Here is a 24,316-nt window from a genome sequence, read left to right on the forward strand (position 1 = left end):
ATGTTTAATACATTAGAAAACTTAATAAAACTTGCAAGAGATAGAAAATCTTCCCCAGTTGAAGGTTCGTACACTAATAAGCTGCTTACAGATAAATCATTAAGTAAGGCAAAAGTTTTAGAGGAAGTTAATGAATTGATTGAGGCTGTGGAGGAAAATTCTAATAAGATCCATGAAGCTGCAGATGTACTTTACCATTTGCTAATTTATCTTGAAGCTAATGAAATAAAAATTGAAGATGTAATGTCAGAGTTAGAAAAAAGAAAAAAATGAGTTACGATGAAAATAATATTTTTGCAAAAATTTTACGTGGAGAAATACCTTGTAATAAAATTTATGAAGATGATTTTGTTTTATCGTTTCATGATATTAATCCACAAAAAAAAATTCATGCTTTAGTTATTCCCAAAGGGAAATATATTGATTTAGATGATTTTAGTCTGAATGCCTCTTCGGAGGAGATGGTTGGATTATTAAAAGGCATTAATATAGTTGCTAGAAAGCTTGGTATTTCAACAGAAGTAGGTAAGGGTTATAGAACTTTAGCAAATATCAGTGATCATGGTGGACAAGAAGTTCCCCATTTACACTTTCATCTTTTTGGAGGTGAACGAGTAGGAAAAATGGTTGAGTGACCGAAGAAGTTAAAAGAAATTATCTAGAATTAAACTCTCTTCAAGATCTTAAAGAAGGAAATATGCCCTCAGAGGATTATTCTTTAAGTTTAATTGATCCAATAAATTTTCAATTAAATAAATTTTTCTACAAAAATATTGGTAAAAATCATAAATGGGTAGACAGACTTACTTGGTCTGAGGAAAAATGGATTAAGTATGTGTCTAATAAGAACGTTAGATCGTATGTGTTTAAATTTAAAGATGATCTAGTAGGTTTTTTTGAGTTAATTTTTCACCCAGAAAAAAATGAGGCTGAAATTGCTTATTTTGGGATATTAGAAGAATATCAAAATAAAAAATTAGGTTCTTATTTATTATCTGAGGCTATTAAAAAATCTTTTGAAAATAAAGTTAAGCGTGTTTGGGTTCATACATGTTCATTAGATCATAAAAATGCTTTAAATAATTATATTTCGAGAGGTATGAAAATATTTAAAACTGAAATTTTGAACATTTAGTTCTGTGTAGGAATTTCAAATATGTTTTTTCGTAAAATCCTATTTTTTCTTATTGAGGAGAGAAAAGTTATATTAAAATTTTGATAAATATCTGTATTTTGCCAACCGACTAAATCATAAGTTTGATTATCAAAAAATATATTAATTTCGTTATTTTCATCAAAAATCGTAAAATTAATTAGACTGTTATCAACTACTCTTTCCTCAAGATCATAAATTTTATTTATAAGAAAATTTTTATCTAAAATTAAATTTAAAACAGTTTTTTCAAGTGGATATCTATAATAACTTGTTCTAGTCTTAATTACTAAAGATTTTCCATTTGAAACTAAAATTTTATTATTACTTCTTGCGTATTCACAAAAAATTTTTTTTGGATACTTAATAGTACAGTTTCCATTTTCTATTTTTCCATTAATATTTTGCTCGAATCTAAAATCTAGATTCTCTGTATCTTTTAAATTTTGTACTATTTTGTTTTTGATCTCAGCATTTGAGCTAGAGGTGGATATAAACAAAAAAAATATTATAATATACCGTAGCATTAAAGCACATCTCTTTTGCCAACATGATTTGCTTTGCTAACAATGCCTTCTGCTTCCATCATATCAATAATTCTTGCTGCTCTATTGTACCCGATCTGTAGTTTTCTTTGCAAAAAAGAAGTAGAGGCTTTTCCTTCAGATCTAATTATATCTAAAGCCTGCTCATAAAGTTCATCTTTATCACCTTGATTTTGATTATCACCAATTTCTTTCTCATCAGCAAAATTTAAAATTTCATCAATGTAATCTGGCTCTGCTTGAGATCTTAAAAAATTATTTATTTTTTCAATTTCACCATCAGATACAAATGGTGAATGAATTCTAACTATACGATTGGCTGAGGACATGTACAACATATCCCCCTTTCCTAACAATTGTTCAGCACCTTGTTCTCCAAGAATAGTTCTACTGTCTATTTTAGAGGTTACTTGGAAGGATATTCTGGTAGGAAAATTGGCTTTTATTGTCCCTGTAATAACGTCTACACTTGGTCTCTGAGTGGCCATTATAATATGGATACCTGCTGCTCTTGCCATTTGTGAAAGTTTTTGAATATAATTTTCAATTTCTTTACCAGCAACCAACATTAAGTCAGACATTTCATCAACAACAACAACAATATAAGGCATTGGAAGTTTATGTTTCGAATTGTAACCATCAATATTTCTGACACCTTCTTTCGTCATTAATCTATATCTGCTCTCCATTTCTTTAACTACCCAACCAAGTACTGAAGCAGCTTTTTTTGCTTCTGTAATAACCGGACACAGCAAATGTGGAATTCCTTCATAAGTAGATAGCTCTAACATCTTAGGATCAATTAAAATAAATTTACATTTATCAGGAGCGTGTCTGTAAAGAAGTGATAAAATAATTGTATTTATACAAACTGATTTTCCAGATCCAGTAGTTCCAGCAATGAGTAAATGTGGCATTGATGATAAATCACCAACTATTGGATTGCCTGATATGCTTTTACCTAGTGCAATTGGTAATTTTATATCTTTTTTTTTAAAATCACTGTTATTTAAAATTTCACTTAAATAAACATTTTCTCTATAATTATTTGGTAGCTCAATGCCAACAGTATTGCTTCCAGGAATTGTAGATATTCTTGCACTCTCCGAACTAGTATTTCTTGCTATATCATCTGATAAATTAATAATTTTTGAAACTTTTACTCCAGCAGCAGGCTCAAATTCGTTAAGTGTTACAACAGGTCCATGACTTACTTTTTTAATTTTACCATTAACTCCAAAATCTAATAAGATTTTTTCTAAAAATTCAGAATCATTATTTTCATTTTTCTCAGACCCCCCCCTTTCTTTTTTGGAGGGGATTTTTAATAAGTCTAAGCCTGGGAATTTAAATTTAATTTTACTACCTGCTTTGTTTTCAGCTTTTATAAATGGTAAATCTTCCTGGATTAGGTTTTTAATTTCATCTTGCGGAATATACTCGCTTATTATTTCACTTTTATCTGTATAATTCTTTTTCTCTTGTTTTTTAAATAAATTTAAAGGTATTGATATTAATTTATAAAATTTAAATAAATTAAAATTAATACTTTTTAGGAATAAAAAAGAAATTAAAAAAATTAAAATGTAATAAGATGCTTGACTGTTTATAAGTATGATTTGATTTAAAAAAGTTTGGTTAAGAAAATTGCCTATAAATCCACCATTACCATTTATATAAAGTGTAAACGCATCAGAATAAAAATGTGTTAAAAAAATGGATCCAAAAATACAATAAAGAACAGTAAAGAAAATGTTTTCAATAATTAAAATAAATTCTTTACTTTTCAACAGATTGATACCTGTAATAATAAAAGTCAAAGAAATTAGATAAGCAATTAATCCAACTGATTGGAAAAATAAGTCAGAAACAAAACTACCATTAAAACCAAAAAAATTATTAATTTCTGTGTTATCTGGAAAAATAAAGTTTGGATCCTCAGGTGAGTAGGTAAATAATGCAATAAATAAAGCTAAACCTAAAAAAAACAGAATTACACCAGAAATCTCAGCTAGTCGCTTACTTGCAAAATCAATGAATAAATTGGCTGTTTTTTTAATATCCATATTTATGAATCAATTATACCACTTTGTATCATCTAATTTTTGTTGTTAAAATTAAAAATAATATGAGAGTTTGTATCCTTGGCAGTGGTTTATCGAGCTTAGCTTTAGCAAAATCTTTAGTTAATCAAAAAATTCATGTTGATGTTTTATATTCAAAAAGAGGCTATGAAGCAAATAAAACTCGCACAATAGGTATTTCAAAAAGCAATGTAGAATTTTTTAACGAAAAAATAATTAATATTGAAAAAATTATTTATAAATTAAATAAAATAGAAATTTACAGCGACAATTTAGAAAAACAAAAGTTAATTAATTTTGGAAATAATAGTGATCATTTATTCTCAATTGTTAAAAATTATAAACTTCAGAAAATTTTAGAAAAAGATCTATTTAATAATAAATATTTTAAAATAACTAATTACAAAAAAAAAATAAATTATTCTAAAGATTATGATTTAGTCTTTAATGCTGACTATAATCACCAAATTACAAAAAAATATTTTTATAAAAAAATAGAAAAGAAATATAATAGTGTTGCTTATACTACGATTATAAAACATAATAAAATTTCAAATAAAGTTGCCATACAAATATTTACTAAAAGTGGTCCTTTAGCTTTTTTGCCTATATCAGAATATGAAACATCAGTAGTATACTCAATTAATAATAATTTAAAAAGTAATACAGAAATAAATAATTTAATTCATAATTATAATCTTAAATATAAATTAAAAAAAATTGATAAAATTTATTCCTTTGAGCTTAGCGGATTAAGTCTACGATCTTATTTTCATAAAAATATTTTAGCATTTGGAGATTTACTTCATAGAATTCACCCTCTTGCTGGACAGGGTTTTAATATGACAATTAGGGATATAAAGATCTTAAATGATATAATTCAAAACAAAATTGATCTTGGTTTACCTTTGGACTCAACTTTAAATTCAGAATTTGAAAATAATCAAAAGCATAAAAATTTTATATTTTCTTCAGGAATTGATTTAATTCATGAATTTTTTAATTTAGAAAGAAAAAATAAAAACAAATTTTTAAGTAAGACAATTCAATATTTTAACAAGAAACCTACTATTAGTAAAATTTTTACGAAAATTGCTGATGAAGGTCTTTTATTTTAATCAGTCTTTATTGCAGTGTAGTATTTTCGTAATCATCAAAAATATAAGTTTTAAGAATTTCTGCTATTTTATTTTTTCTGATATCTAAGTTTTTAGCTTCAAGTAAAATTTGTTTTTCTTCGAGTGAAAATGGTGATGCCATAGCTAAGGCATTAATAGTCTCATTTAAACTTTGTTTTTCTAACGCTTTCCAATTTATAATAAATCCTCTTTTTTCAAATAAAGACTTTAAATCTTTAAATATTAGTTCAAGATCAGAAAAATTTAATTCTTCTTTTTCATCACTTAAATCATCTAAATAATTGTTATAATCTACTTCTACACTTCTGTATTTTTTGTCTGTATTTATTTCATTTATAATTTGAAATCTGATTTTTCCTTTTAATTCGATTAGATAACGACCATCCTCTGTTTCTCTAAAACTTGTAATTTTACCTAAACAACCAACATGATGTAATTTAGGTACATCATTCTCATCTCTAGAATTTTTTGGTTGAATCATCCCAATTAATTTATCTGATTTCATGCTATCATTTACCATATCAAGGTATCGAGGCTCAAAAATATTTAAAGGCACTGTGGTATTAGGAAAAATTATAAAATTGCTAAGCGGAAATACATTAATTATTTTTGGAAAATTATTCATAACTTAATTTATAATATATTATTAAAAAAATTTTAAATGATATTTTGGATAGCTTCATATCCCAAAAGTGGGAATACATGGTTAAGAGCTTTATTATCGTCATATTTATATTCCGACGATGGGGTATTTAATCAAGATTTACTTAAAAATATTGGTCAATTTCCTGAAAAGAGACATTTTAGTGAATTTAATTATGATGCAAAAATAGTAACAGATACATCTAAATTCTGGATCAAAGCTCAGGAAAAAATTAACCTAAATAATAAATTAAATATTTTTAAAACTCATAATATCTTAGGATCAATTAATAATAATAACTTTACAAATAAAAAAAATACGTTTGGTGCTATTTATATTGTGCGTGATCCTAGAAATGTATTAACCTCATTGCAAAATCATTACGAATTATCTAAAGATGAAGCTTTGAAATTTATGTTAAGTGAAAAAAAATACATCCACGATTATCACATAAAAAACGATTTTAGCGATTTTCAATTTATAAGTTCTTGGGAAAAAAATTATAAATCTTGGATTAATCAAAAGATTTTTCCAGTAAAGTTAATTAGGTATGAGGATCTTAGTATTAAAACTTTTGAAATTTTAGCAGAAATAATTGAATTTATTCAAAAAGTTACCCAAGAAAAAAAAGACTTTAATAATTTAAAAGCTCAAAATTGTGTAAAATCTACTAATTTTGAAAACATGAAAAAAATTGAACAAAATAATGGTTTTATTGAGTCTGTCTTGTCAAAAAATGATCCTAAAAAAATTCCTTTTTTTCATTTGGGACCAAAAAATAATTGGCAAAGTATTTTTGATAAAAACTACCAAAAAAAATTAAACTTAATTTTTGAAAACAATTTAAGAGAGTTGAATTATACAGTATGAAACTTTTCTTATTTCTTGCAATTATAAAACCCTCTTACTATAATGTTATTTTAAGAAGCGGGCATAGCTCAGTGGTAGAGCGTCTCGTTGCCAACGAGAAGGTCGAGGGTTCGACCCCCTTTGCCCGCTCCAAAAAAAATTTATGAGTGATTTAGCAAATAAAAAATGTGTGCCATGTGAGGGAAATATTCCTCCTTTTAATTCTGAGGAAATACATAAATATCTAAAAAAAGTTGATGGTTGGGAGGTTTTAGAGGATAAAATTGATGGTTTTCATTTAATTAAAAATTTTAAATTTGATAATTTTTTGGAAAGTCAAGAATTTGTAAATAAAGTTGGAGAAATAGCTGAGTCAGAAGGTCATCATCCTGATTTATGGTTTGGATGGGGCTATGCGAGAATTAAAATATTTACGCATGCAATTAAAGGTCTAGCTGAGAGTGATTTTATTCTTGCTGCAAAAATAGATAAAATATCTAATGCCTAAAGTGTCTTGTCTTTGAAAAAAGAAGTACTGTATCAGTTTCATTTGCAAATTTAATTATCTCTTTGTCTCTGACTGATCCAGATGGTTGAACCACTGCTTTAACACCAGATTGAACCAATTTTTCAATACCATCTACAAAAGGAAAGTACGCGTCTGACGCAGCAACTAAATTATCATTCTGAAGATTAAATTTTTTCATTTTATTTATTGCTATTTCACAACTACCTAATCTACTTGGTTGACCAGACCCAATACCAACAGTTGTTTCATTAGATGCTAATACTATTGCATTAGATTTAACATACCTACATACATTGAAAGCAAAAATAAGATCTTTTAGTTGTTTTGACGTTGGTTTAACTTTTGAAACGATTTTAAAATTTTTAGTTGAAAATAAATTTAAGTCCTCTGATTGCACCATTATACCTTGGTTGAATGATACAAATTTAAGAAGTTCTTCTGATGTATAATTTGTTCCGTCAATTAATCTTAAGTTTTTTTTACCTTTTAATATTTTGATAGCACTACTTTCAAATCCATTTGCAATAATCACCTCTAAAAATAATTTATTTAATTCTAAAGCTAAATTTTTAGTAATTTTAAAATTACAAGAAACTATTCCGCCAAAAGCACTTACAGGATCACAAGATAGAGCGGACTTGTAGCTCTCTAAATGATCATTTGTGGTAGAAACTCCACATGGATTTGCATGTTTAACTATGACTGTTCCTTTACCCTTTGGTAAAGATTTTGAAATTGTTAGAGCGCTAAATATATCATTATAATTATTGTAACTTAGTTGTTTTCCGTGAATTTGTTTTAAATTTGTATTCAAACTACTTGAATAGATTGCACTTTGTTGATGAGGATTTTCTCCATATCTAAGTTGTTCTGTAAGACTTCCATACAAAACTTTTTTCTTAGGAAAAATAGTATTTGTTTTTTTATTAAAATAGTCTGAAATAATCGAGTCGTAATAAGCTGTTTCAGTAAAAGCTATCCTTGATAGCTTTTCCCTAAAACTTAAGGAAGTAGATCCTTTGAATTTTTTTAATTCTTCAATTAATTCCTTATACTGGTCTGAAGAGGTTATTACAGTCACATCATTATAGTTTTTAGCTGCAGACCTAACCATTGTGGGGCCACCTACATCAATATTTTCAATAATTTTTTTATGGTTTTTTGTTTTCTTAAGAGTGTTTTCAAATGGATAAAAATTAACAACGACTAAATCAATATTTTCAAAACTATTATCTTTCAGATCTTGTAAGTGAGATTTTTTCTCTCTTTTATTCAAAATTCCAGCATGGATTTTTGGATGAAGAGTTTTTACCCTACCTTCCAAAATCTCAGGTGAATTGGTAAAATTAGATACTTCTATACAGTTAAATTTTAATCTTTTAATTTCTTTATAAGTACCACCAGAGCTAATTATTTTAATTTTGTTTTTTTTTAAAATATTTAATAATGGTTTCAAGTAATTTTTATCAGATACAGAGATGAGGGCTGTTTTGATTTTTTTCTTCATTATAATTTACTTATATCCCACTTTATTACCTGTTCTTTTTCATTATTTATACCTGAGATAGAAATATTTTGGTTTTCTTTATATGAATTTTTTTTACCGAAATATAAACCATTATCAATATTAATATCAAAGTTTTCACAACTAAATTTCCAACCTTCCTCATCTAATTCAATTAGTATAGATTTGTTGTCTTGTGTTTTCATCACTTTTGAGTTTGGATCAAGGTGAAATCTAATATCAAATTTAATTTTTTTATTTGAACTTTTTTTAAATAACTTATCATAGCCAATAAATTTCATTTGTTCTGGGTAGAACACAATTTCTCTCTCATAGATGGTTCCAAATTTATTTACGTATCCATCATGTGTACCTGATATTTTCCAATAATTATTTTCAAAAACTACATTTTTTTTTGATACTTTTACTCCTTTATCAGCAATCAAATTTTGTTGATATTTTATAAAATTACAAGAAGAATAATCCTCAATTGTTAAAGCACAATGAAGAGAGGTACTTCTTGATAATTTATTAAATTTATTATTTCTATCTGAGTAATAACCAGCATTCGAAATTAATTTTTTATCATTTGAAAATATTTCAAAAGATAAGGCACCTGCTTGATAGTCGTTGGAAAAATTTTTATTAGGACTAGAACCTATATCAGCAGCAAGAATTATTTTTTTATTTTTAAGAACTGCATATCCACCAAGTTCATTAATTTGGTTTTTGAAAGTATAACCAAATCTTTTCAAATATTGATCAAATTCTTTATTTTCAGAGGAATAATTACCATTAAAAAATAAATCTTGTTTTATATTTTGCCAAATAAAAGCATAACTTGATCCTAAATAATAAATGGTCTCATCAATATATTCAGGAATTAAACTCTGAGATTCTTTGAACCACTCTCTAATAATTATAAAGTATTTTAAATAAAATATAAGTTGTCGAATATTTCTAGATTTCGGAAATCCCTGATTATCAATAGAGGATTTAATTATAATTTTTAATAAATTCAAACCATTTAAAAGATATTGTTTTTCATTTTTATAAGCCAATCCAGTTAAAATGATTGCTGCACACCCAATCATCTTATTTTCTACTTCTTTTGAATTTTTGATTTCATTTAATAAATGATTAGTTTGTTTTTGAATCATATGATCAAAAGTAGATCTGTATTTTTGATCACTATCTTCATAAGTAAGTTGATGATTTGATAACCATGAAATAATTCTTTTTGCTGTTAAATCAAATTCCCAGCTTTTCTTTTGATATTTACTATTATTTGAAATCCAATTTTTTACAACTGTTTGTGTTGTTTTTTTGGAAGATTTTAAATCTAAGCTAAAAAACCAAAAAAAATTATTTAATTTTTCATAATCTTTTGAGCTTAAATTATTTTGCCAAATTGACTCAATAGCAAAGTCTTCAATTTTGTATTTTTTATTATGATATTTTATTATAGACGAAAGCAAATGAGGACTTGGTTTATATTGAAAACTATTATCAAAAGTTTTTGATATTTTTTTTTCGTAAAAATTTGAATTTTGATAAATTAATTTAAAGCTTTTTTTTATATTAAAATAAAATTGACCTAAAATGCCTAAGGAATTTGTAATAATCATTAACTTATTTTAATTTTAATAAATTAATATTTTTCTTTATATCTCCATCATTACTTTTGAATACTGTAGTACCAGACACAAGAATATTAGCACCGGCATCAATTGCACTTTTACAATTATCAAAATTGATTCCACCGTCAATTTCTATGTCAAAAACAAACTTTTTTTGCTCTTTTATTTTTTTTAGTTCTTTAATTTTATCTAAAACTTCTGGCATAAATTTTTGGCCTCCAAATCCAGGATTTACACTCATAATTAAAACTAAATCAATTTGATCTAATAGATCTAATATTAAATCAATTTTAGATTCAGGATTTAGTGAAACTCCAACTTTTTTATTTTTTTCTTTTATTTTTTTTATTGAATTTTCTAAATTTTCAGTAGCTTCAGGATGAATAGTAATAATATCAGCTCCTGCATCGGCGTAAGCATCTATATATTTATGCACTGGTGATATCATTAAATGAACATCAAATTTTAGTGAACAGTGTTTTCGAAGGGCTTTAATTACAGGTGGCCCGATTGTTAAATTAGGAACAAAATGACCGTCCATTACATCTACATGGACCATGTCAGCGCCACCTTCTTCGAGTCTTTTAATTTCTGAGCCTAATTGACTAAAGTCAGCTGATAAAATTGATGGTGAAATTTGTATATTTTTCATTGATTGCTAGATTAACTAGTATCAATTTTAAAAATTAAAATGAATTAAAAAATTGATAAATTTGTCTAGAAATTTCACTCTCCAAAGGAAATGACAACATTCCCATCACCGAATAGCCCAAGATCCAAGGCATTAGATAAAATCTAATCATGTAGAAGAACCAAGCAACATACAAGGGTACCAATGGCCCAATGATAAATGAGGGTGTTATTGGTTTAAATAATTTTATTAGAGGATTGGTGTATTTAACAAATACTCTCATGAAAAAAAACTGCGAGTCTTCTCTTTGAAAAATATTCATCGCTACTCTTCCAATAAGAGTCCACATGATGATCCCGAGCAAATAATCAATAAAATATATTAAAGGATGAAAATTTGCTGACATTCAAAATTTATATTGGAAAATGTATTGAAATAAAAGGGGCGAAATTAATCGCCCCTTTAAAAGATTATTTAGTGTGATTTACCAAGAATTGATTTACCACTCGGTACACGAACATCATCAACCATTTTTTGAGTAGCTTTATCTGGTTCTGCAGTCATTAAACTAACTACTACCATTAAAACTAAACTAACAGCTGATCCGAAGATACCAAATGTTAACTGTGTAATTCCTAGGAATCCACTTCCACCAGTTCGTACCCAAACTAAGTACCACGCACCGGCGACCAGACCACCTAGCATGCCAGCAATCGCACCTTGTCTATTAGCTCTCTTCCACCATACACCAAGTACAAGTGGGAAGAACAATCCAGACATCGCAAAATCAAAAGCCCAGATAACCGAACCTAAGATTCCTTGTATCTCCATTGCTGCAATAGTTGCTCCAGCAAAACCAATTATTACAAGTAATACCCTTGCAACAAGTAGTCGTTTTGCAGTTTCCGCTTTTGGATCAATGATCTTATAGTAAACATCATGTGATATAGCGTTTGCAATCGCTAGAATCAAACCATCGGCAGTAGACATGGCAGCTGCCATACCCCCTGCAGCAACTAGACCTGAAATTACATAAGGTAATCCAGCTATCTCTGGTGTTGCTAATACAACGGCTTTACCACCCATGAAGAACTCATTTAATTCAAGAGTTCCATTTCCGTTAAAGTCGCTGATAAACATTAGGTTTGCTTGGTTCCAGTTTTGGTACCAGTCTATCGCTTCCACTTCTGCAAATGTCTTACCGATAATACCTGTTGGTAAATTCGGGTCGATCAATGATAACTTAGATAAAGTAGCTAACATTGGAGCAGAAGAATAAAGTAGGAAGATAAAGAATAATGACCAACCTACTGATTTTCTAGCTGCTTTTACACTTGGAGTAGTAAAGTATCTCATCATCACGTGCGGTAATGATGCTGTTCCCATCATCATCGCTAATGCTAATGAAATAAATGCCCAAGGTGTAGCGTTCACTGCAGAGTGAGCTTTAGTTATTCCTGCTAAGCCTTTAGGTACTGATTTTAGATCAGCAGCTGCGTTTTTAACAAAACCAAACTGTTGTTCTAATTCACCAATTCTAGCTACCTCGTCAGCTAACATAAAGTGAGGGAAGAAACCCGCACCCATTTTGTTACTGATCCAGAATACTGGAAGTAGGTAAGCTATAATCAGTACGATATATTGTGCAACCTGTGTCCAAGTTACCCCTCTCATACCACCTAACATTGAACATAATAAAATACTTATTAGTCCAACATAAACTGCGTATTGGAATGGGATATCAAGTGCAACAGATGCAATAGTACCCGTAGCGTTAATTTGTGCAGTCACATACGTAAATGAAGCAACAGTTAAAACTACAACTGCGCTAAATCTAGCTAAATTACCACCGTATCTAGTACCTATAAAATCTGGAACTGTATAACAGCCAAATTTTCTTAAGTATGGTGCTAATAGAGATGCAACAAGCACGTAACCACCAGTCCAACCTACAAGTAGAGCCATATAGCCGTAACCTTTAAAGTAAATACCACCCGCCATTGCAACGAATGAAGCACCAGACATCCAGTCTGCTGCAGTCGCCATTCCGTTGAAGACTGTTGGTACTTGCCTACCAGCTACGTAATATGCATCTGCTTGGGCTGTTCTTGATAGCCAACCGATTAATGCATAGATGAATACAGTAAAAGCAACAAAAGCGATACCGATCGCTTTAGCTGTCATACCCATCTGTTCAGCAATTGCCATAATGATTATGAAACCTATAAATCCTCCGGTATAGATCCCGTAAACTTTAGGCAAATTATCTATGAAATTACCTTTCATTATTCGTCCTCTCTTTCGCTAAAGCCGAACTCTTCATCGATTTTTTCTTGTCTATTCGCAAACCAGAAAATTAGGATTACGAAAGCACCAAGAGATCCCTGACATGTAAACCAGTATGTCCAAGGATAACCGAAAGGTCCTGTGACCTTGTTCATTTCAGCTCCAAAGAGAAAGATGCCAATTGAGAAAACAAACCAGATTGCTAGTGTTATAAATAACAATCCCCTGGTTTTTTCCCAGTGTTTTTGTTGATTTGACATTAATACCTCTCTTTTTAGTTATAACTGGGTGAAACCATAACCATTATGAGGGTTTTGAAAAGACCTAAAATTCACCATATTAGGTACTTATTTACTTACTTTTTTAAGATATAATTGGCGCACTTACAAATTAACATGGGAAAATACAAATTAACCTGGAGAGATATAAAACTTGAGGATTTTAAAACATATTTATTCGCTATGTTTAAGGCGTTTATTCCCAAAAAAAAAATAAAAAATTTAGATGAGCTAGAACAATTTATCCAAACAAAATCTGCCTGGGCAACTCAAGTTACTTTATATAATTATCTAAAAACTAGAATGGGAACAAGATACGTTCTTCATTTTGATAATGATGAATTCATGTCATCAGTAAATCTTGCTAAATGGAATATTTATTCAGTCGCATTACAAGATTTAACTTTTTTTACTTTTTCATATTTAAAAGTTAATTTTAATTATCAAGATATTCACAAAGCGAACGAAATTTTTAATAAAATTTTAGATGATGAAATTTCTAATAAGATGCCGTTAGATATTATCGATGAAGCCAGGAAAAGTTTTGATGAACGATTAGAGAAAATAAATTGGGATGTTTATTATCAGGACTTGCCTTTTAATCCTAGTGCGCTCTCCTTATATAAATGGGCTCCGATAGCTGATGAGTTAAAAACTTTAGATCGAAAGATAGTTTTAAATTCGATGATTTTAAAATGGGATGTTGTTAAACAAGAGTTTAAAGATTTAATTCAGTTTTAAATATTTTTTCTATTGTCAACTAAACTATCAACTACACTCGGATCTGCTAGAGTAGTTGTATCCCCTAATTGACCATGCTCGTTAGCAGCAATCTTTCTTAGAATTCTTCTCATTATTTTTCCTGATCTTGTTTTAGGAAGACCTGGTGTAAAATGAATTAGATCTGGGGTTGCAAGAGGTCCAATTTGTTTTCTCACCCAAAGTTTAAGATCCCTTTCAAGTTCGCCCGTTTCGTTTTCTCCTGCATTTAATGTTACATAACAATATAAACCATTACCTTTTATATCGTGAGGGTAACCAACTACAGCAGCCTCAGCTACTTTTGGATGTGCAACAAATGCACTTTCAATTTCAGCAGTTCCTAAGTTATGACCTGAAACAATAATTACGTCATCTACACGACCAGTGATCCAGTAATACCCATCTTTATCTCTTCGACATCCATCTCCTGTGAAATATTTTCCGTTAAATTGAGAAAAGTATGTATCTATAAATCTTTGATGATCACCATAAACAGTTCTCATTTGTCCAGGCCATGATTGAGCTATACATAATCTTCCTTCTCCAGCTCCTTTAATTTCTTTACCGTTTTTATCTACAAGCACTGGCTTAATTCCATAGAAAGGTTTTGTTGCAGATCCAGGTTTAAGAGGAATTGCACCTGTTTGAGGAGCAATCATTATACCTCCCGTTTCCGTTTGCCACCAAGTATCTACAATTGGGCATTTAGAATTACCTACAGTTTTATAATACCACATCCAAGCTTCTGGATTTATTGGTTCTCCCACTGTTCCTAAAAGTTTAAGTGATTTTCTAGTTGTTTTCTTAACAGGTTTATCTCCCTCACGCATTAAAGCTCTGATTGCAGTTGGTGCTGTATAAAAAGTATTTACTTTATATTTATCAACTATTTGCCACCACCTAGAACTATCAGGATAATTTGGAATTCCTTCAAACATTATGGTCGTTGCACCATTCGAAAGTGGTCCATAAATAATATAACTATGTCCAGTTACCCAACCAATATCAGCAGTGCACCAATAAATATCTTTTGGTTTGTAGTTAAAAATATATTGATGTGTCATTGAAGCATAAACCATATAACCACCAGTGGTATGAAGAACTCCTTTAGGCTTACCTGTTGAACCCGAAGTATATAAAATAAATAAAGGATCCTCTGCATTCATTTCTTCAGGTTCACAATGATTAGGAACATCTTTAATTAGATCATGATACCAAACATCTCTATTTTGATCCCAGTTAATGTAGTTACCTGTTCGTTTTACAACAATACATTTCTTAACATTTGGGCAACTCATTAAAGCTTCATCGACTGTATATTTCAGTGGAATAGTTTTTCCACCTCGCACTCCTTCATCTGCAGTAATAATATATTCAGATTCGCAATCATTAACTCTTCCCGAAATAGAGTCTGCTGAAAAACCTCCAAAAATAATTGAATGTACCGCACCAATTCTTACACAGGCCAGCATTAAAATTGCCAACTCTGGTATCATAGTTAAATAAATTGTTACTCGATCTCCTTTTTTGATTCCTAATTTTTTTAAACCATTTGCAGCTTTAGAAACTTTTTGATAAAGTTGTTTATAAGAAATCTTTTGGCTGTCTTTTGGATCATCTCCTACCCAGATAATAGCAGTTTTGTCTTTCTTATCTTTTAAATGTCTATCAATACAATTTGCAGAAGCATTTAAAGTTCCATCTTCAAACCATTTAATTTTTACCTCTTTTGTACTGTATTTGACATCTTTGATTTTTTTATATGTTTTTATCCAAGTAATTCTTTTTCCTTCTTTTCTCCAAAATTCATCATTACTTTTTATAGACTGAGAATATTTTTGTTGGTACTTACTTTTATTTGCTAAACTACTTTTAATCCATTCAGGTTTTGTTTTAATAATTATTTCAGGAGGTGTATTTCCATTTTCTTTTTTTGCTTTAATTCTTGTTTTTATTTTTTTTGAAGATTTTTTTCTAACTTTAGATCTTCTCTTTACCTTTTTTGAGGTTTTTTTTCTAACTTTAGATTTTTTTTTTCTTACCTTGCTTTTCTTTTTCTTTTTTTTTGGCATAGGATAATTTTTTTTTCAAATTCTACTCATGTTATTTATAATTTTCCAGCTTTTATAATCAACAGGCATTACTGAAAGCCTACTTTGCCTTATCAGAGCTAAGTGGCTTAATTCCTTATTTTTTTTGATATTTTCAAGTGTTACAGGCTTAGAAAATTTAGTTTTAAACTGAACAGTCACAGCAACGAACCTCCCTGTTTTGTCAGTTTTATCTAAAAAAGATTCTTTTATAATTTTTACGATTCCAACAATCTCTTTTCCTATGTTTGAATGATAAAAAAAACAAAGATCTCCTTTCCTCATATTCTTTAAATTCTTTGCAGCCTGATAATTTCTAACACCATCCCAAGGCGCACCTTTAATACCAGCTTTTTTTTGTTGATCAATTGACCAAACATCTGGTTCAGATTTCATTAACCAATATTGCATTAAATTACTTTGTATTATTTTAAGGAATTTATCAATTTATTTTGATAGTTTTAATATAATGAGAGCTGCGAATTACACTTCAATGAATATATTTAATGAAGCTGAGATTAAAGAAATAAATAATGTAATTAAACAAAATTTAGTTTTAGGTAAAGATAATTACGCTCAAGAATCTTTAAAAACTTCTGAGGTAAAATTTGTTAATCTAGGAAAAATTCAAAATTATATAAATCCTTTTTTAGAATTCTGTTTAACTGCTAATAACAATTTCTTTGGTTTTGATCTTCATCCATTAACTTCTTTTAAAAAGCTAAATTATAATATTTATGATGAGGGAACAGAATATAGTTGGCATATTGATGCAGTTCCTGCAGACCCAGTTAGAGATATTAAACTTACAGCTTTATTAAATTTATCAGAAGAGAGTTATGAAGGTGGAGAATTAGTATTGTTTAGAGCAAATGAAATTATTTGTAATGAATTTAATACTCCGGGAAGTGCAATTATCTTCCCTTCATATATTAATCATAAAGTAAATAAAATTATCTCTGGAAAAAGACATACCTTAGCTATTTGGATGTCAGGACCAAAATTTAGGTAATAAACTATAATTTAACACCAGCACCTTTAAGAAACTTGGCTCTTTCGTCAAGCGGCCACCTAGGTTTTGCAGGATAATCTAAATTATTAAATTGTTTTAATTTATATTTTTCTAAACCTACCATTGCAATCATTGCTGCATTATCTCCACAAAACTCTATAGGTGGAAAAATACTTTTGTAATTATTTTCTTCACATAGATTAATTAACATAGATCTAATTTTTTTATTTGCCGCTACCCCTCCAGCAACAACAAAAATTTTTTCATTTAATTCATTTATTTTTTCAAATTCAGTAAAGGCAATCTTAGTTTTTTTATATAAAATTTCCTCAATTGTTTTTTGAAAAGATGCTGCAAGATTATATCTATCTTGTTCTGATTTAATTGTTTTGCTTATTTTCAACACAGCAGTTTTTAGACCTGCAAAAGAAAGATTGCATCCTCCTTTGCTGAAAATTGGTTTTGGTAAATCATATTTTTCTGGATCACCTTTTTTAGCTAAAATTTCTATTTGTGGTCCTCCTGGAAATTCTATTCCTAAAAGCTTTGCCGTTTTGTCAAATGCCTCACCTAATGCATCATCAATAGTTGTTCCTAATCTTTTATATTTACCAAGGTTCTGAACACTTAAATATTGTGAGTGCCCACCTGAAATTAAAAGAAGTAAATATGGATAATTTAAGTTTGTATTTAATTTTGGACTTAGAGCATGTCCCTCTAAATGATTAACAGCAATAAAAGGTTTATTCATTGCAGTTGCGAAAGCTTTACCAAAACTTAACCCAACTGATAAACAAACAATTAATCCAGGACCAGCGGTAGAAGCAACCGCATCTATTTCTTCAATTTTTCTTCCACTTTCATCAATAGCTTTTTTGACAATCCAATCAATTTTTTCAATGTGTGAACGTGCTGCTAGTTCAGGAACAACACCACCAAACTCCCTATGAACCTCCACTTGGCCAGAAACAATGTTAGATAAAACTACTGGGAATCCCTGTTCATTTTCAGTTATTAAAGAAGCTGCTGTTTCATCACAACTAGACTCTATTCCAAGAATTAAGGGTTTTTTGCTCATTCAAATAGTTTTTAATAATTGTACAATCTTTATACAAGTAAGAAATAATATTTATGAGAAAAAAAATAATAATTGGATCTAGGGGTAGTAAGCTTGCCTTACTTTATGCTCAACAAGCTAAAGATAAGATTATTGAAAATACCGACCTTGGTAATGAAGATATTTTAATTAAATCAATTACAACTAAAGGTGACGAAGTACAGGATATAAGATTATCTGAGCTTGGTGGCAAAGGTTTGTTTTCTAGTAATATTGAAAAAGAACTTCAGTTAAAAAATATTGATATTGCAGTCCATGCACTGAAAGATATGCCTGCTAATGAGACAGAAGGATTAAGGACAGACTCTTTCCTTGAAAGAAATGACCCTAGAGAGATTTTAATTACAAAGAACAAAAAAAAACTTAAAGACTTAGATCAAAAGTCAATCGTTGGTACCTCATCATACAGAAGAGAATTTCAAATAAAAAAAATTAGACAAGATTTGAACTGTAAACTAATTAGAGGAAATGTAGATACTAGAATTAGAAAATTGAATGAAGGGATTTATGATGCAATTATTTTGTCTTATGCTGGTATCAAATTTTTAAAATTTGAAAATGAAATTTCAGAAATTTTTTCAGCTGAAGAAATAATTCCTAGTGCAGGACAAGGTGTAATTGCTCTTCAGTGCAGGGAGAATGATGATGAGACAATTTCTATTTTAAATAAAATTAATCATGAGGAAACACATAAAAGAGCTCACCTTGAGAGAAATATTTTAAAAGTTTTAGATGGAGATTGTGAAACAGCAGTTGGTGCTCATTCAGTGGTTGATGGAGATAAGATTATGGTAGTGGCTGAACTTTTTTCTTTAGATGGTAAACAAAGGTTTTATGAAAAAAAAATTGGTAATTTGAATGAGTTTAAAGAAATTGGTAAAGAGATTGGATTACTTTTAAAAACAAAATCAAATAATTCATATAAAAGATAATATGCATATTTTGTTAACTAGACCATTAGAAGATTGTTCCAAAATGATATTAAAATTTCAATCATTAGGACATCAAGTTTCTCATCTTCCATTAATAAGAATTGAAAAGGTTAATTACGAAGAAATTAACTTTTCTGAATATGGTGGAATTGTTTTTACTAGTGCAAATGCAGTAAAATTTTTAAATACAGTTAAATTAGATAAAAATATTAAATGCTTTTGTGTTGGAAACGCTACAGAAAATAAAGCAAGAAGCGTTGGTTTTCAAAATACAATTGCGGCTGATGGAAATGTAACAAACTTAAAGGAGTTAATTATACAAAGTTATGAGTCCAAAAATAAAGAATTACTTTACTTTAGTGGTGAAACAATATCGATTGATTTAGATCAACAGTTATTAAGAGAAGGTTTTAAGGTAAAAAGAATTATTAATTACAGAGTAAATCATAATCAAAAATTTGATGAGAAATTTGTTAATGAATTAAAATTAAATATGCCTGATATGGTCTATGTTTTCTCTCAAAATAGTGCGTCAAGTTTCTTAAATTTCATAAAGATTTACCAAACGGAAAATTTATGGATGAATACAAATTTGATGTGTATAGGCGAAAAAACCTCGTCAATACTGAACGAAATCAAATGGAAAAAGATTTTTCTTTTTAACCCTGGAGAAGAAGAGTTTTTGTTATATAAAATTTAGAAATGGAATTAATTAATAATTTTTCGGAGATTTTTTTATCAGTATGGAATAAAGGAATTCTTGGTGTTGATATTTTTCAAATCTTAATTGGTATTGGAATATTTTTACTATTCTTAATTTTTAGAGGTCTAATAAGCAAATTAGTTATTAAAAAATTAGAAATTATCTCGAAAAGAACCACAAATAAATTAGATGATACTTTTGTTCAATCACTTGTAGGTCCAGCAAGATTTTTACCAATTGTATTAGGATTTTTTATTGCAAGTTACTATATGACTTTCTCACTAGAAGGAAGAGAAGTGGTAGATACAATCAATAGAACGTTGATCACTATTTTAATTTTTTGGGTAATTCACCAAATCATAGAACCAATTTCATACATATTAAGTGGTTTAGACAAATTGTTAACAAGAGAACTTATTGGCTGGATAATTAAGTCACTAAAAATTTTAATTTTTATTTTAGGTTTAGCAGCAGTTTTAGAATTGTGGGGAATTAAAATAGGTCCAATCATTGCAGGTCTTGGATTGTTTGGTGTTGCTGTAGCATTAGGGGCACAAGATTTATTCAAGAATTTAATATCAGGAATTTTAGTTTTAGTAGAAAAGAGATTTAAAATTGGAGACTGGATAGCTGTTGAGGGTATTATTGAAGGTGTAGTAGAAAAGATTGGATTTAGATCAACAACAATAAGAAAGTTTGACAAATCTCTTGCTATTATCCCAAATTTTCAATTTGCCGAAAACGCAGTTGTAAATGTAAGTGAAACTTCAAATTGGTTAATTAGTTGGATTATTACACTTCAATATGACACTACCGTAGGTCAGTTAAAAAAAATTAGAGATGAAATCGAAAGCCATATTAATTCAAGTGAAGATTATAATACCTCAATTGGTGTTGCGGTAAGAGTTGATAAATTTTCTGATAGTTCCATAGATATGTATGTAAGATGCTTTACAAAAACAGGAAGTTGGAATAATTGGCTTGATGTAAAAGAAAGATTAGCAATTGCGATTAAAGAAATTGTAGAAAAAAATGGTGCTTCATTTGCTTTCCCAAGTCAGTCGATCTACGTTGAGAAAAAATGATAGCTATTTTTTATTTAGTTTTACAAATTTTAAAATTGTACTCTTATGTTGTAATCGCTAATGTTATTGTAAGTTGGTTAATAGCTTTTAACGTTCTTAATACTCAAAATAGGTTTGTGTACGCAATTTTAGAGTTGAGTTACAAATTAACCGAGCCTTTCCTGAATAAAATTAGACATTTTTTGCCAAATTTAGGTTCACTAGATATTTCTCCAATCATTCTTCTTTTATTGATTTGGTTTATCGAAATGTGTATGAAGCTGTACATCGCACCAATGATTTTTTAAGAAAGAAATATGATTTTAATTGATGGAAAAAAAGCAGCCGCAGAATTAAGAGCAGATTTAAAAGAAGAAGTTGCAGAGTTAAAATCAAAACATAATAAAGTACCAGGTTTAACAGTAATACTTATTGGTGATTTAACACCTAGTCAAATTTATGTAAGAAATAAAGAGAAGTCAGCAAATGAGGTAGGATTAAAATCTGAAGTTATTAAATATTCCGACTCAGTTGAAGAAAAGACTGTTCTTGAAAAAATTCAAGAACTAAATAGTGATGCAACTGTTTCAGGAATTTTAGTTCAACTTCCTTTACCTAAGCATATTGATAAACAAAAAGTTATAGAAGCAATTGATCCTTCAAAGGATGTGGATGGATTCCATCCAATGAATGTAGGCAATCTGTCATCTGGATATGAAAGCTCTATTCCTTGTACACCACTTGGTTGTTATTTGTTAATTAAAAAATTTGAACCCAACCTTAGCGGAAAGAAAGCTGTAGTTGTAGGTAGATCAAATTTAAATGGAAAACCAATGACACAACTCCTTTTAAAAGAAAATTGTACTGTCACAATCACACATTCTAAAACTAAAGATTTAAAAGCAGAGTGTCTAGGGGCAGATATAATTGTAGCAGCTGTAGGTATACCCGAACTTGTTAGAGGAGATTGGGTTAAGAAAGATGCTATCGTAATTGATGTTGGTATTAATAAAACTGATAAAGGTATAGTTGGTGATGTACATTTTGATGAAGTTTCAAAAAATGCAAAAGCACTTACACCTGTTCCAGGTGGAGTTGGACCTATGACTATTGCTTGTTTACTTAAAAATACCATAGACTGTTTCAAAAGATCGCAAATTTAATAATTAAACCCCAAGCTGTAATCTGTTAATTTAATGGGATGAAAAAACCTAAGCGACCTTACAGATTTGGTATAATTTTTTTACTTCTTACTGTTCCACCTATTGGAGCCACACAGCTAGGTTGGTATTTGCATGACAAGCAAACTGGTTTTGATTATGGTATGATTGTAGGAACTGTATCAGTAATATACGCTGCATATTTAATGTATGAAAAAAATTGGCGCGAAGAAGATGAAGATTAAATTATGGAAAAAATAATTTTTTTTGGATTGATTATTCCTATTATGGCTTATGTTTTATACTTAGGTGGAACGGCAATTATGAATGGTTTTAAGTCTAAGGAAGCTAATAGAGCTGAAAAGGAACAATCCAAAAGTGAGACTGATGAGATAAGCGAGACTACTTCCGAACAAACTAGCAATCTTAGTGATGAACTTAGTAAATTAAATGATTTAAAAGAAAAAGGAATTATTTCTCAAGAGGAATTTGAAAAGGCGAAAAATAAACTATTAAATAATTAAATAGTTTAATCATGTTTAATGGTTTTAAAAAAAAATTTGTTAAAGTAACCAAGGGTAAAATTTTTTGTAGATTTAAAGGTAGCGGTCCTCCCTTATTATTACTTCATGGATATCCTCAAACACATGTTATGTGGCACAAGACTGCCCCTGAACTTAGTAAATATTTCACTGTAATAGTTGCTGACCTTAGAGGATATGGAGATAGTTTAGTTTTACCTGGTGGCACTAATCATAAAAATTATTCTAAAAGAGAAATGGCTAAAGATATGGTTCAATTGATGAGTAATTTAAATTTTAAAAAATTTTTTGTTGCAGGACATGATAGAGGTGGGAGAGTTGCACACAGAATGGCAAGAGATTATAAAAATAAAATTATGGCTTTAAGTGTATTAGATATTTGTCCAACTCTTGATATGTACGAGCATACAGATATGAAATTTGCAAAAGGATATTTTCACTGGTTTTATTTAATACAGCCAGCACCTTTACCAGAGAAAATGATAATGGCAGATCCTAAAAGATGGTTAAAAAGTCGTTTTAATAGGTCATCAAAACGTGCGATTGGAAAAACTGAAGACGAATATTTAAGAGCCTTTAAACAAAAGAAAAGAATTCATGCATCTTGTGAAGATTATAGGGCTGCTGCAACCATAGACTTAGATCATGATAAAAAAGATAGAAATAAAAAATTAAATATTCCTATTCATGTTTTGTGGGGAAAAAAAGGAGTAGTTGGAAAGCAATTCAACCCAATTAAAATATGGCAAAAATATACAAACAAAAAAGTTTATGGAGCAGAAATTAATTCAGATCATTTCATTCCAGAGGAAAGTCCAAAACAAACTATAAATTATTTAAAAAAATTTTTTTTAAAAAATGTTAAAAATAATACCAAATAAAAAAAATATTGGTGCGGAAATAATTTTAAATTTAAATGAAATTACAAATAAAGATATTTTTAAAATTAAAAAAGCACTTAACAAATATGGAATGTTATATTTTAGGGAACAAAAATTAACTTCAAAACTTTATATTAAGTTTGCAAAATATTTTGGAAATTTAGCCAACTATCCAAGATTAAAAGGTTTAAATAAAAAATTTCCTCAAATTACAGTGGTGCAAAGAAAATCAACTGATAAAGGACCAAGTTTTGGTGAACAATTTCATACCGACTCAATTTATACAAAAAAGCCACCAAGATTTACAATGTTGTTTTCTAAACTTGTGCCAAAAAAAGGAAAAGCTAATACAGAATTTTGTTCTCAATATCTTGCTTATAAAGAATTACCAAATTCAGTGAGAAGAAAATTTAAAAATATTAAAGCTAAATATTCCTCTGAAGGTCCAATTTCGGTTACAACAAAAGAGAGAGTAAAAGAAAAAGGAAAAAATACTAAAGAACTTAGATCTTCACATAAAATCATCAGGAAAATAAATACAAATTATTCGATTTATTGTAGTCCAGGACATTTTGTTGGTTTTAGTTCAAAAATAAAAAATCAAGAAAAATTAAAAAAATTTCTTTTTAATCATCAAATAAAAAAAAAATTTCAATTTTCATTACCTTGGGAAAAAAATCAATTAGCTATATGGGATAATAGATCTATGCTTCATCAAGCAACACCCTTTAGGGGAAATAGAATAATGCATAGAATAACGATTAAATAATTT

General features: G+C 28.9%; 29 protein-coding genes and 1 tRNA gene. 18 read left to right on the forward strand and 12 right to left on the reverse strand.

The window, feature by feature from the left end; translation table 11 throughout:
- From hisE to ACTT9L_RS05830, 3 genes are read left to right on the forward strand one after another with little or no spacing between them, the layout of a single operon-like run.
- Complete coding sequence (hisE, locus tag ACTT9L_RS05820; RefSeq protein ID WP_440928374.1) at positions 1-273, forward strand: phosphoribosyl-ATP diphosphatase; 273 nt, start codon at positions 1-3, stop codon at positions 271-273.
- Positions 270-635, forward strand: a complete 366-nt coding sequence (locus ACTT9L_RS05825; RefSeq protein ID WP_440928375.1) for a histidine triad nucleotide-binding protein — start codon at positions 270-272, stop codon at positions 633-635. Before hisE ends, ACTT9L_RS05825 begins: the two co-directional genes overlap by 4 nt.
- Entirely contained in the window at positions 632-1,135 is a 504-nt protein-coding gene (locus ACTT9L_RS05830; RefSeq protein WP_440928376.1) for a GNAT family N-acetyltransferase, read from the forward strand. The genes ACTT9L_RS05825 and ACTT9L_RS05830 overlap by 4 nt, the downstream gene beginning before the upstream one ends.
- Here the strand turns inward: ACTT9L_RS05830 and ACTT9L_RS05835 are convergent.
- Positions 1,132-1,680, reverse strand: coding sequence for a LolA family protein (locus tag ACTT9L_RS05835; protein WP_440928377.1), 549 nt, complete (start codon positions 1,678-1,680; stop codon positions 1,132-1,134). The two genes, ACTT9L_RS05830 and ACTT9L_RS05835, sit on opposite strands and share 4 nt — an antisense overlap.
- Positions 1,680-3,764: a DNA translocase FtsK gene (locus ACTT9L_RS05840; RefSeq protein ID WP_440928378.1), complete on the reverse strand. Its 2,085-nt coding sequence runs from the start codon at positions 3,762-3,764 to the stop codon at positions 1,680-1,682. Before ACTT9L_RS05840 ends, ACTT9L_RS05835 begins: the two co-directional genes overlap by 1 nt.
- A 23-nt stretch (positions 3,765-3,787) precedes the next feature.
- On the opposite strand from ACTT9L_RS05840, the gene ACTT9L_RS05845 reads away from it, so the two are divergent.
- Positions 3,788-4,900, forward strand: a complete 1,113-nt coding sequence (locus ACTT9L_RS05845) for a ubiquinone biosynthesis protein UbiB (RefSeq protein WP_440928379.1) — start codon at positions 3,788-3,790, stop codon at positions 4,898-4,900.
- A gap of 7 nt (positions 4,901-4,907) precedes the next feature.
- Here the strand turns inward: ACTT9L_RS05845 and ACTT9L_RS05850 are convergent, their stop codons facing one another.
- The gene (locus tag ACTT9L_RS05850) at positions 4,908-5,546 is read right to left on the reverse strand and encodes an LON peptidase substrate-binding domain-containing protein (RefSeq protein ID WP_440928380.1); all 639 of its coding nucleotides are present in this window, start codon (positions 5,544-5,546) and stop codon (positions 4,908-4,910) included.
- Between the two features lie 36 nt (positions 5,547-5,582).
- On the opposite strand from ACTT9L_RS05850, the gene ACTT9L_RS05855 reads away from it, so the two are divergent.
- The 3 genes from ACTT9L_RS05855 (at position 5,583) to ACTT9L_RS05865 (ending at position 6,921) form a co-directional block, all read left to right on the forward strand.
- Positions 5,583-6,434: a sulfotransferase domain-containing protein gene (locus ACTT9L_RS05855; RefSeq protein ID WP_440928381.1), complete on the forward strand. Its 852-nt coding sequence runs from the start codon at positions 5,583-5,585 to the stop codon at positions 6,432-6,434.
- Positions 6,435-6,491: 57 nt separating this feature from the next.
- A tRNA-Gly gene (locus ACTT9L_RS05860) sits at positions 6,492-6,566 on the forward strand.
- A 10-nt stretch (positions 6,567-6,576) separates the two neighbouring features.
- A complete protein-coding gene (locus ACTT9L_RS05865) occupies positions 6,577-6,921 on the forward strand; it encodes a 4a-hydroxytetrahydrobiopterin dehydratase (RefSeq protein ID WP_440928382.1) in 345 nt (114 codons plus the stop codon).
- Here the strand turns inward: ACTT9L_RS05865 and purH are convergent.
- The 6 genes from purH to ACTT9L_RS05895 all read right to left on the reverse strand — a co-directional run bounded on the left by purH (position 6,911) and on the right by ACTT9L_RS05895 (position 13,263).
- Positions 6,911-8,449 (reverse strand): bifunctional phosphoribosylaminoimidazolecarboxamide formyltransferase/IMP cyclohydrolase, encoded by a 1,539-nt coding sequence (purH, locus tag ACTT9L_RS05870; RefSeq protein ID WP_440928383.1) that lies wholly within the window; start codon positions 8,447-8,449, stop codon positions 6,911-6,913. The two genes, ACTT9L_RS05865 and purH, sit on opposite strands and share 11 nt — an antisense overlap.
- Positions 8,449-10,074: a heparinase II/III family protein gene (locus ACTT9L_RS05875; RefSeq protein ID WP_440928384.1), complete on the reverse strand. Its 1,626-nt coding sequence runs from the start codon at positions 10,072-10,074 to the stop codon at positions 8,449-8,451. The genes purH and ACTT9L_RS05875 overlap by 1 nt, the downstream gene beginning before the upstream one ends.
- A 4-nt stretch (positions 10,075-10,078) precedes the next feature.
- Complete coding sequence (rpe, locus tag ACTT9L_RS05880) at positions 10,079-10,738, reverse strand: ribulose-phosphate 3-epimerase (RefSeq protein WP_440928385.1); 660 nt, start codon at positions 10,736-10,738, stop codon at positions 10,079-10,081.
- Positions 10,739-10,772: 34 nt separating this feature from the next.
- Positions 10,773-11,123: a hypothetical protein gene (locus tag ACTT9L_RS05885; RefSeq protein WP_072090963.1), complete on the reverse strand. Its 351-nt coding sequence runs from the start codon at positions 11,121-11,123 to the stop codon at positions 10,773-10,775.
- 68 nt (positions 11,124-11,191) lie between these two features.
- Complete coding sequence (locus ACTT9L_RS05890) at positions 11,192-13,006, reverse strand: sodium:solute symporter family protein (RefSeq protein ID WP_440928661.1); 1,815 nt, start codon at positions 13,004-13,006, stop codon at positions 11,192-11,194.
- Entirely contained in the window at positions 13,003-13,263 is a 261-nt protein-coding gene (locus ACTT9L_RS05895) for a DUF4212 domain-containing protein (protein WP_440928386.1), read from the reverse strand. Before ACTT9L_RS05895 ends, ACTT9L_RS05890 begins: the two co-directional genes overlap by 4 nt.
- A gap of 135 nt (positions 13,264-13,398) precedes the next feature.
- Here ACTT9L_RS05895 and ACTT9L_RS05900 point away from each other — a divergent pair, with 135 nt between their 5' ends.
- A complete protein-coding gene (locus ACTT9L_RS05900; RefSeq protein WP_440928387.1) occupies positions 13,399-14,022 on the forward strand; it encodes an esterase in 624 nt (207 codons plus the stop codon).
- Here the strand turns inward: ACTT9L_RS05900 and acs are convergent.
- On the reverse strand, positions 14,019-16,115 hold the full coding sequence (gene acs / locus ACTT9L_RS05905) for an acetate--CoA ligase (RefSeq protein ID WP_440928388.1): 2,097 nt from the start codon (positions 16,113-16,115) through the stop codon (positions 14,019-14,021). The two genes, ACTT9L_RS05900 and acs, sit on opposite strands and share 4 nt — an antisense overlap.
- A gap of 15 nt (positions 16,116-16,130) precedes the next feature.
- On the reverse strand, positions 16,131-16,544 hold the full coding sequence (locus ACTT9L_RS05910) for an EVE domain-containing protein (RefSeq protein WP_440928389.1): 414 nt from the start codon (positions 16,542-16,544) through the stop codon (positions 16,131-16,133).
- Positions 16,545-16,626: 82 nt separating this feature from the next.
- Here ACTT9L_RS05910 and ACTT9L_RS05915 point away from each other — a divergent pair, with 82 nt between their 5' ends.
- Positions 16,627-17,145: a 2OG-Fe(II) oxygenase gene (locus ACTT9L_RS05915; RefSeq protein ID WP_440928390.1), complete on the forward strand. Its 519-nt coding sequence runs from the start codon at positions 16,627-16,629 to the stop codon at positions 17,143-17,145.
- Positions 17,146-17,149: 4 nt separating this feature from the next.
- Here ACTT9L_RS05915 and tsaD read toward each other — a convergent pair whose 3' ends face one another.
- Entirely contained in the window at positions 17,150-18,223 is a 1,074-nt protein-coding gene (gene tsaD / locus ACTT9L_RS05920; protein WP_440928391.1) for a tRNA (adenosine(37)-N6)-threonylcarbamoyltransferase complex transferase subunit TsaD, read from the reverse strand.
- A 53-nt stretch (positions 18,224-18,276) separates the two neighbouring features.
- Between tsaD and hemC the strand changes: the two genes are divergently transcribed.
- Genes hemC through ACTT9L_RS05965 form a run of 9 tightly spaced genes read left to right on the forward strand, consistent with a single transcriptional unit; the run spans position 18,277 to position 24,313 of the window.
- Entirely contained in the window at positions 18,277-19,194 is a 918-nt protein-coding gene (gene hemC / locus ACTT9L_RS05925; RefSeq protein ID WP_440928392.1) for a hydroxymethylbilane synthase, read from the forward strand.
- A gap of 1 nt (position 19,195) precedes the next feature.
- On the forward strand, positions 19,196-19,894 hold the full coding sequence (locus ACTT9L_RS05930; protein ID WP_440928393.1) for a uroporphyrinogen-III synthase: 699 nt from the start codon (positions 19,196-19,198) through the stop codon (positions 19,892-19,894).
- Positions 19,895-19,896: 2 nt separating this feature from the next.
- Complete coding sequence (locus ACTT9L_RS05935) at positions 19,897-20,982, forward strand: mechanosensitive ion channel family protein (protein WP_440928394.1); 1,086 nt, start codon at positions 19,897-19,899, stop codon at positions 20,980-20,982.
- A complete protein-coding gene (locus ACTT9L_RS05940) occupies positions 20,979-21,269 on the forward strand; it encodes a YggT family protein (protein ID WP_440928395.1) in 291 nt (96 codons plus the stop codon). Before ACTT9L_RS05935 ends, ACTT9L_RS05940 begins: the two co-directional genes overlap by 4 nt.
- A 9-nt stretch (positions 21,270-21,278) precedes the next feature.
- On the forward strand, positions 21,279-22,124 hold the full coding sequence (locus ACTT9L_RS05945) for a bifunctional 5,10-methylenetetrahydrofolate dehydrogenase/5,10-methenyltetrahydrofolate cyclohydrolase (protein ID WP_440928396.1): 846 nt from the start codon (positions 21,279-21,281) through the stop codon (positions 22,122-22,124).
- Positions 22,125-22,162: 38 nt separating this feature from the next.
- Complete coding sequence (locus ACTT9L_RS05950; RefSeq protein ID WP_440643901.1) at positions 22,163-22,366, forward strand: hypothetical protein; 204 nt, start codon at positions 22,163-22,165, stop codon at positions 22,364-22,366.
- 3 nt (positions 22,367-22,369) lie between these two features.
- Entirely contained in the window at positions 22,370-22,645 is a 276-nt protein-coding gene (locus ACTT9L_RS05955; protein WP_440928397.1) for an SHOCT domain-containing protein, read from the forward strand.
- Positions 22,646-22,656: 11 nt separating this feature from the next.
- A complete protein-coding gene (locus ACTT9L_RS05960) occupies positions 22,657-23,544 on the forward strand; it encodes an alpha/beta fold hydrolase (protein ID WP_440928398.1) in 888 nt (295 codons plus the stop codon).
- On the forward strand, positions 23,522-24,313 hold the full coding sequence (locus tag ACTT9L_RS05965; protein ID WP_440928399.1) for a TauD/TfdA dioxygenase family protein: 792 nt from the start codon (positions 23,522-23,524) through the stop codon (positions 24,311-24,313). Before ACTT9L_RS05960 ends, ACTT9L_RS05965 begins: the two co-directional genes overlap by 23 nt.
- Positions 24,314-24,316 lie beyond the last annotated feature (3 nt).

This window comes from Candidatus Pelagibacter sp., from assembly GCF_052049675.1.
Lineage (GTDB): Bacteria > Pseudomonadota > Alphaproteobacteria > Pelagibacterales > Pelagibacteraceae > Pelagibacter.

What these genes read in the sequence shown, in the direction of transcription:
- hisE (WP_440928374.1), top strand. Translation starts at nt 1, where the DNA reads ATGTTTAATACATTAGAAAACTTAATAAAACTTGCAAGAGATAGAAAA.
- ACTT9L_RS05825 (WP_440928375.1), top strand. Translation starts at nt 270, where the DNA reads ATGAGTTACGATGAAAATAATATTTTTGCAAAAATTTTACGTGGAGAA.
- ACTT9L_RS05835 (WP_440928377.1), bottom strand. Translation starts at nt 1,680, where the DNA reads ATGCTACGGTATATTATAATATTTTTTTTGTTTATATCCACCTCTAGC.
- ACTT9L_RS05840 (WP_440928378.1), bottom strand. Translation starts at nt 3,764, where the DNA reads ATGGATATTAAAAAAACAGCCAATTTATTCATTGATTTTGCAAGTAAG.
- ACTT9L_RS05850 (WP_440928380.1), bottom strand. Translation starts at nt 5,546, where the DNA reads ATGAATAATTTTCCAAAAATAATTAATGTATTTCCGCTTAGCAATTTT.
- ACTT9L_RS05855 (WP_440928381.1), top strand. Translation starts at nt 5,583, where the DNA reads ATGATATTTTGGATAGCTTCATATCCCAAAAGTGGGAATACATGGTTA.
- ACTT9L_RS05865 (WP_440928382.1), top strand. Translation starts at nt 6,577, where the DNA reads ATGAGTGATTTAGCAAATAAAAAATGTGTGCCATGTGAGGGAAATATT.
- purH (WP_440928383.1), bottom strand. Translation starts at nt 8,449, where the DNA reads ATGAAGAAAAAAATCAAAACAGCCCTCATCTCTGTATCTGATAAAAAT.
- ACTT9L_RS05875 (WP_440928384.1), bottom strand. Translation starts at nt 10,074, where the DNA reads ATGATTATTACAAATTCCTTAGGCATTTTAGGTCAATTTTATTTTAAT.
- rpe (WP_440928385.1), bottom strand. Translation starts at nt 10,738, where the DNA reads ATGAAAAATATACAAATTTCACCATCAATTTTATCAGCTGACTTTAGT.
- ACTT9L_RS05885 (WP_072090963.1), bottom strand. Translation starts at nt 11,123, where the DNA reads ATGTCAGCAAATTTTCATCCTTTAATATATTTTATTGATTATTTGCTC.
- ACTT9L_RS05895 (WP_440928386.1), bottom strand. Translation starts at nt 13,263, where the DNA reads ATGTCAAATCAACAAAAACACTGGGAAAAAACCAGGGGATTGTTATTT.
- ACTT9L_RS05900 (WP_440928387.1), top strand. Translation starts at nt 13,399, where the DNA reads ATGGGAAAATACAAATTAACCTGGAGAGATATAAAACTTGAGGATTTT.
- acs (WP_440928388.1), bottom strand. Translation starts at nt 16,115, where the DNA reads ATGCCAAAAAAAAAGAAAAAGAAAAGCAAGGTAAGAAAAAAAAAATCT.
- ACTT9L_RS05910 (WP_440928389.1), bottom strand. Translation starts at nt 16,544, where the DNA reads ATGCAATATTGGTTAATGAAATCTGAACCAGATGTTTGGTCAATTGAT.
- ACTT9L_RS05915 (WP_440928390.1), top strand. Translation starts at nt 16,627, where the DNA reads ATGAATATATTTAATGAAGCTGAGATTAAAGAAATAAATAATGTAATT.
- tsaD (WP_440928391.1), bottom strand. Translation starts at nt 18,223, where the DNA reads ATGAGCAAAAAACCCTTAATTCTTGGAATAGAGTCTAGTTGTGATGAA.
- hemC (WP_440928392.1), top strand. Translation starts at nt 18,277, where the DNA reads ATGAGAAAAAAAATAATAATTGGATCTAGGGGTAGTAAGCTTGCCTTA.
- ACTT9L_RS05930 (WP_440928393.1), top strand. Translation starts at nt 19,196, where the DNA reads ATGCATATTTTGTTAACTAGACCATTAGAAGATTGTTCCAAAATGATA.
- ACTT9L_RS05935 (WP_440928394.1), top strand. Translation starts at nt 19,897, where the DNA reads ATGGAATTAATTAATAATTTTTCGGAGATTTTTTTATCAGTATGGAAT.
- ACTT9L_RS05940 (WP_440928395.1), top strand. Translation starts at nt 20,979, where the DNA reads ATGATAGCTATTTTTTATTTAGTTTTACAAATTTTAAAATTGTACTCT.
- ACTT9L_RS05945 (WP_440928396.1), top strand. Translation starts at nt 21,279, where the DNA reads ATGATTTTAATTGATGGAAAAAAAGCAGCCGCAGAATTAAGAGCAGAT.
- ACTT9L_RS05950 (WP_440643901.1), top strand. Translation starts at nt 22,163, where the DNA reads ATGAAAAAACCTAAGCGACCTTACAGATTTGGTATAATTTTTTTACTT.
- ACTT9L_RS05955 (WP_440928397.1), top strand. Translation starts at nt 22,370, where the DNA reads ATGGAAAAAATAATTTTTTTTGGATTGATTATTCCTATTATGGCTTAT.
- ACTT9L_RS05960 (WP_440928398.1), top strand. Translation starts at nt 22,657, where the DNA reads ATGTTTAATGGTTTTAAAAAAAAATTTGTTAAAGTAACCAAGGGTAAA.
- ACTT9L_RS05965 (WP_440928399.1), top strand. Translation starts at nt 23,522, where the DNA reads ATGTTAAAAATAATACCAAATAAAAAAAATATTGGTGCGGAAATAATT.